The organism is Thermoanaerobaculia bacterium (assembly GCA_035260525.1).
Lineage (GTDB): Bacteria > Acidobacteriota > Thermoanaerobaculia > UBA5066 > DATFVB01 > DATFVB01.
In genome coordinates this window covers 1-6,142 of sequence record DATFVB010000084.1, presented here as the reverse complement: position 1 = coordinate 6,142, position 6,142 = coordinate 1, and the positions used below count along the sequence as shown (strand labels likewise).

General features: G+C 69.4%; 6 protein-coding genes. All 6 read left to right on the top strand.

What is annotated here, in order from left to right:
• Positions 1-684 (top strand): TOBE domain-containing protein (locus tag VKH46_04080; protein ID HKB69997.1); only part of this gene is annotated, 684 nt, incomplete at its 5' end.
• Entirely contained in the window at positions 684-1,586 is a 903-nt protein-coding gene (locus tag VKH46_04075; protein HKB69996.1) for a sugar ABC transporter permease, read from the top strand. The genes VKH46_04080 and VKH46_04075, both read left to right, overlap by 1 nt.
• Positions 1,583-2,434 (top strand): carbohydrate ABC transporter permease, encoded by an 852-nt coding sequence (locus tag VKH46_04070; protein ID HKB69995.1) that lies wholly within the window; start codon positions 1,583-1,585, stop codon positions 2,432-2,434. The genes VKH46_04075 and VKH46_04070 overlap by 4 nt, the downstream gene beginning before the upstream one ends.
• Before the next feature lie 20 nt (positions 2,435-2,454).
• Positions 2,455-3,087, top strand: coding sequence for a CBS and ACT domain-containing protein (locus VKH46_04065; protein HKB69994.1), 633 nt, complete (start codon positions 2,455-2,457; stop codon positions 3,085-3,087).
• Positions 3,075-4,208 carry an acetoin utilization protein AcuC gene (locus tag VKH46_04060; GenBank protein HKB69993.1) on the top strand — a complete coding sequence of 378 codons (1,134 nt, stop codon included), beginning with the start codon at positions 3,075-3,077 and terminating at the stop codon, positions 4,206-4,208. Before VKH46_04065 ends, VKH46_04060 begins: the two co-directional genes overlap by 13 nt.
• Before the next feature lie 424 nt (positions 4,209-4,632).
• On the top strand, positions 4,633-6,142 hold a 1,510-nt coding region (locus VKH46_04055; GenBank protein ID HKB69992.1), incomplete at its 3' end, for a GNAT family N-acetyltransferase.

Sequence of the window (6,142 nt, the reverse complement as noted above, 5' to 3'; positions counted from 1 at the left end):
GCGCGCGCGATCGTGCGGGAGCCGTCGCTCTTCCTCTTCGACGAGCCGCTCTCGAATCTCGACGCGAAGCTGCGCGTCTACATGCGGACCGAGCTCAAGCGTCTGCACCGAGACATCCGCTCCACGATGATCTACGTCACGCACGACCAGGTCGAGGCGATGACGATGGCCGACCGGATCGTGATCATGAACAACGGGAAGATCCAGCAGATCGGGACGCCGCTCGAGGTGTACGACACGCCGGCCTCCCGCTTCGTCGCGGGCTTCATCGGGAGCCCCCCGATGAACTTCTTCGAGGGGGAAATCGCCGCGGACCCGTCCGGGAGCGCGGTCCTGCTCGGCGGCGGCGTGCGCCTCCCGCTCCCGCGGACGGATCTTTCGGGCTCGGTGGGCCGGAAGGTCTACCTCGGGATCCGACCCGAGCACATCTCGCTCGCCGCGAGCGGCCGCCCCATCTCGGACTCCGCGTGGGCCGCGCTCGGGATGCCCGCGAAAGTCCCGGCATCGATCGAGTTCGTCGAACCGCTCGGCCACCGCGCGATCGTCACGGCCGGGAGCCCCATCGGCTCCTTTCTGATGGAGACCGAGGTTCACGCGGCGATCCGGCCCGGGGAGCAGGTCGATCTCTGGTTCGACATGAACCGCGCCTATCTCTTCGACCGCGAAACCGACGCCGTGATGTGATGGAAGGCGCCGCCGGGGTGAGTCGCAAGCGCCAGCGCTGGCTCGGCCCGGCGATGCTCCTCCCCGCGATGCTGTACGTCCTCGCGCTCGTGGGCGTTCCCTTCGTCCTCGCGTTCCTCTACAGCGTCGGCGACGTCAAGGTCGGAAGCCGCGGATACCATTTCGTCGGGCTCCGCAACATCCGGTCCGTGCTCCAGAACCCCGCCTTCCTGACGGCGCTCCGGAACTCGTTCGTCTTCACGGTCGCGTCGCAGGTCCTGGTGCTGGTCGGCGCGACGATCCTGGCGCTCGCGCTGAAGGACGCCTTTCGCGGCCGCCACTTCGTGCGCTTCCTGATCCTCCTTCCCTGGGTGGCTCCCGTGTCGATCGGCTCGATCGGCTGGAAATGGATCCTCGACTCCCTCTACAGCGTGATCAACTGGGTCCTCGTCCGCCTGCACCTCGTCAACGCGTTCTCTCCCCCCATGTGGCTCGGCGAGCCGAAGCTCGCCATGCTCTCGGTGATCCTCGTGCACACCTGGCGGATGCTCCCGTTCGCGACGGTGATCATCCTCGCGGGATGGACCGCGATTCCGAAGGACATCCCCGAGGCGGCGGAAGTCGACGGGGCGAGATTCTTCCGGCGCCTCTTCCAGATCGAGATCCCGATGATGCTCCCGATCATCAACGTCGCGGTCCTCTTCGGGGTCGTCTTCACGTTCACCGACATGACCGTGATCTACATCCTCACCCGCGGCGGCCCGTACGACACGACGCAGGTCGTCCCGTCGCTCGCGTTCTTCACGGGCATCCTCGGCGGCGACCTCGCCGAGGGGGCGGCCATCTCGATTTTCCTCGTCCCGCTCCTCGTCGTCATCGCCTGGCTGATGCTCCGGACCGCGCGGCGCGCGGAAGTGACGTGATCGGCGGGCTGCGGGCGAGGCGGGCGGCCGCGACCGGCGTCCGGTGGGGGACGCTCGCGGTCTTCGGGATCCTCCTGGCGTTCCCGTTCTACTGGATGCTGATCACGTCGTTCAAGAGGACGGGGGACCTCTACGACCTGAAGAACAACCCGTTCATCTTCAACCAGCCGCCGACGCTCGAGCACCTCAAGTACCTCTTTCGGGAGACGCTGTTCCTCCGCTGGCTCGGCAACACCGCCTTCGCGGGACTCTGCGTCGTGGCGATCACCGTGCTGCTCGCGGCGCCCGCCGCCTACGCCCTGGCGCGTCTGACGGGGCGGTGGGGGGAGCGGCTCGGGATCGGGATCTTCCTGACCTACCTCGTGCCGCCGACGCTCCTCTTCATCCCGCTTTCGCGGATCGTCGCGTGGCTCGGGCTCCAGGACACGCTCGGCGCGATCATCGTCGTCTATCCGAGCTTCACGATCCCGTTCTCGACGTGGCTCCTCATGGGGTTCTTCAAGTCGATTCCCCGCGAGCTCGAGGACGCCGCGATGGTGGACGGGCTGACGCGATTCCAGGTGTTCGTCAAGCTCGTGATCCCGGTCTCGGTCTCGGGCATCCTGACGGTCGTGATCTTCAGCTTCACCCTCGTGATGCAGGAATTCGTGTACGCGCTGACGTTCATCTCGTCGGCCGCGCACCAGACCGTCGGCGTGGGCGTTCCGATCTACCTGGTCCGCGGCGACGTCTACTACTGGGGGTCGCTCATGGCGGCCTGCCTGATCGCGACCCTGCCGATCGCGGTGCTGTACAACGTCTTCCTCGACCGGTTCATCGCCGGGTTCACGGTCGGCTCGGTGAAGTGAACGCGGGCTGAAGGAGAGCCATGCTGGTCCGGGACATCATGAGCAGTCCGGTCGCCGCCGTCCCGCCGGAAACCACGCTCGAGGACGGGTATCGGATGATGCGCGAGAAGGGGATCCGCCACCTCCTCGTGTTCGACGGCGAGCGCGTCGTCGGCGTCGTGACGGACCGGGACCTGAGGCTCGCGACGAGCGCCCTCGTCCCCTCGCCGTTCCCGCCCGGCAGCCGGGTCGACTCGGTGATGGTCCGCGATCCGCTGACCGCCTCTCCCTCCGACCCGGTGGAGGACGCCGCGCGCGTCATGCGCGAACGCAAGATCGGGTGCCTGCCGGTGATGGACGAGAACGACCGGCTCGTCGGGATCATCACGGGCGTGGACCTCCTCGACGCTCTCCTGCGGATGACCGGCGTCGACAAGCCGTCGGGCCGTCTCGAGGTCCGGCTGCCGGACCTTCCGGGAGAGCTGGCGCGGCTGACGAGCTTCTTCGCCAGCCGGAACCTGAACGTCCTTTCCGTCCTGACCTACCCCGAAGGCCCGGAGCGGGTCCGGACGGTCCTGCGGGTCGGCTCGATCGAGACGCGCCTCCTCGCCGGGGAGCTGCGGCGCGCCGGGTTCGACGTCGTGTGGCCGCCCGAGAAGCCATGGCCGCGGTGATCTACCACCCCGCCTACGGAAGCTACTCGTTCGGCGATCGGCACCCTTTCAGCCCGCGGCGGGTCGAGATGGCGCTCGACCTGCTGAACGGGCTCGGCCATCCCGTGTCCCCCGCCGCGCCGCGCCCGGCCACGCGCGAAGACGTGCTCGCCGTGCACGAGGACTACTACGTGCGCCGCGTGGAGGCGCTCTCCCGCGGCGAGGCGGTGCCCGACGCGCCGAAGTACGGCCTCGGCACGGCCGACACGCCGGCCTTCCGCGGGATGGACGAGGCCGCGCGGTGGCACGTCGGGGGGACGCTCGAGGCGGCCCGCGCGATCGTCGAGGGGGACGAACGGCGCGTCGTCCAGCTCGGGGGAGGCCTCCATCACGCGCAGCGCAACTTCGCCTCGGGCTTCTGCGTCTACAACGACCTCGCGATCGCGATCCAGTGGCTGACGGGGAAGGGCTTCTGGGTCGCCTACGTCGACATCGACGTGCACCACGGGGACGGCGTCCAGCAGATCCTCTACGACGACCGCCGAGTCATGACGATCAGCCTCCATGAATCGGGGAAATTCCTCTTCCCCGGGAGCGGCGAGGTCCGCGACCTCGGCTCCGGCGTCGGGCGAGGGCTGAAGCTCAATCTGCCGCTCGAGCCGTTCACGGAAGGGAGGAGCTGGCTCGAGGTCTTCGACGCCGTCGTGCCGGCCGCGCTCCGTCACTTCCGCCCGGCAGTGATCGTCGTCCAGGCGGGAGCCGACGCCCACTATGCCGATCCGCTCGCCGACCTGATGCTCACGACGCGCGACTACGAGGCGGTCTTCCGGCGGATCCTCGCGCTGGCCGACGAGCTGACGGCGGGCCGCGTGCTCTTCACCCTCGGAGGGGGGTATTCCTTCTCGGCGGCCGCCCGGATCTGGTCGATCCTCTGTCTCCTCGTGCGCGACCTCCCGATCCCCGAACGGCTTCCCGAAGAGTGGGCGACACGCTGGCGCGACGCGGCCGGAGGCGATCTGCCGCGCGCTCTCCACGACCCCGATCTTCCTGCCGACGCCGTTCCCAACCGGGAGGAGATCGCCCGGAAGAATCGCCAGATCGCCGAAAGGCTGCTCGATGCGGCGCGCCCGTACTGGCTCTAGGAGCGGGCGCGGCGATGCATCGAGGCGGTCCGCCTCCGCTCTGCGGAGCTACGGCGCGATCAGTTGTGAGCTCGCGCGAGCCGTAGGGGCCGGTCGATGCCGATAGGATCGCGCCGAAGCTTCAGCGAAGGTGGAACGGGCGCGTGCCGCCCGCCGGCCGCTCGACGTACGGCTTTCGGTACGCCTTTGCGGCCGGCGGCCGACCCGCATCCCGTCCGCCTCCGCCAAGGCTTCGGCGGATCGAAGCATCGACTGCGCATCTGCCTCGAACGACGTAGCTGGCGGTCAATCCGCCATAGCTCGTCAGAGCGACGGCGGATCGGGCTCGCGCCTCGCCGCGCTTCGGCGTCGTTCCGAGGGAACGGGCATCGTTCCAGAATCACGCGGCAGAGGCTCGATTCGAAATGAAGTGACCGGAGGTCCGATGTTCAGGATCATTCCCGAAGGAGACCATTTCGCCGAGTACGTCCTGCTCCGGGACGGACAGACGCTGCAGCTCCGGACCGCCACGCCGGACGACATCCCGGCGGTCGAGGCGTTCATGCGGACCGTGTCGCGGCAGAGCCTCGCCCTTCGGTTCCTCGGAGCCGTCGCGGAAGTCTCCCGGTCCGTGATCGTGACCATGTGCGCGGGCGATCCTCGCGACAGCCTCTGTCTTCTCGCGGTCGCCGGACCGGCCGAGAGCCCTCGGATCGCGGGACTCGGCAACTACGTCGCGACGGGCGCCGGCGGCGGACGGGCGGAGGTCGCGTTCCTCGTCCACGACGACTTCCAGGGACGCGGGATCAGCACGCTCCTCCTCGAGCGGCTGGCCGGGATCGCCGCGGCCAACGGGTTCCTCGGGTTCGAGGCGGAGGTGCTCTCGGAGAACCAGGCGATGATCAACGTCTTTCGCGACTCCGGATTCGAGGTCGTGCAGGCGTTCGGGGGCTCGGGCGTCGTCCACGTGCGTTTTCCCGTCGGCGGCCCGGCGTCGCTCCGCGAGCGCGTCGAGCTGCGCGACCGCGTCGCGGCGGCGAACTCGCTCCTCCCGTTCTTCCGGCCGCGCTCGGTCGCGGTGATCGGCGCCTCCCGCGATCCGGCCGCGATCGGCAGCATGATCTTTCGGGCGATCCTCCGCGGGAATTTCGCGGGGACGGTCTATCCGGTCAACCGGCAGGCGACCTCCGTGCACGGGGTGCGCGCCTTTCCGTCCGTGCGGGACCTGCCGGAGGCGCCCGAGCTCGCGATCGTCGCGGTTCCCGCCGAAGGGGTGCTGGAGGTCGCCCGCGAGGCGCTCACCGCCGGCTCGCGGGCGCTCCTCGTCCTCACGTCCGGGTTCGCCGAGTCGGGGCCCGCCGGCGCCGCCCGGCAGGCGGAGCTCGTCGACGTCGTGCGATCGCACGGCGCGCGGCTGATCGGTCCCAACTGCCTCGGCCTGATGAACACCGACCCCGAGGTGCGCCTGAACGCGAGCCTCGCGCCGGAGACGGCGCCCCGCGGACGAATCGGCTTCTTCGCGCATTCCGCCGCGCTCGGGATCGTGATCCTGAACTACGCGGCCGAGCGGGGGCTGGGCTTCTCCACGTTCGTCTCCGCCGGCAACCGCGCGGACGTCTCCGGCAACGACCTCCTGCAGTTCTGGGAGGAGGACCCGTCGACCGACATCGCGGTCCTGTACCTCGAGACCTTCGGGAACGCGCGGCGGTTCGCGCGCATCGCCCGCCGGCTCGCGCATCGCAAGCCCGTGCTGTGCGTCAAGAGCGCGCGGAGCCGCGCCGGGCGCGACGTCGCCCGGGCGCATATCGCGGCGGGAGAGCCCGAGTTCAACGCGGCGCAGAGCGATACGAACGCCGACGTGCTCTTCCGGCAGGCGGGCGTGATTCGCGCCGACACGATCGAGGAGATGTTCGACCTCGCCGTGCTGCTGGCGAACCAGCCGCTTCCGCGGGGAA

Coding starts and splice junctions, on each gene's coding strand:
- VKH46_04075 (HKB69996.1), top strand. CDS start 684: ATGGAAGGCGCCGCCGGGGTGAGTCGCAAGCGCCAGCGCTGGCTCGGC.
- VKH46_04065 (HKB69994.1), top strand. CDS start 2,455: ATGCTGGTCCGGGACATCATGAGCAGTCCGGTCGCCGCCGTCCCGCCG.
- VKH46_04060 (HKB69993.1), top strand. CDS start 3,075: ATGGCCGCGGTGATCTACCACCCCGCCTACGGAAGCTACTCGTTCGGC.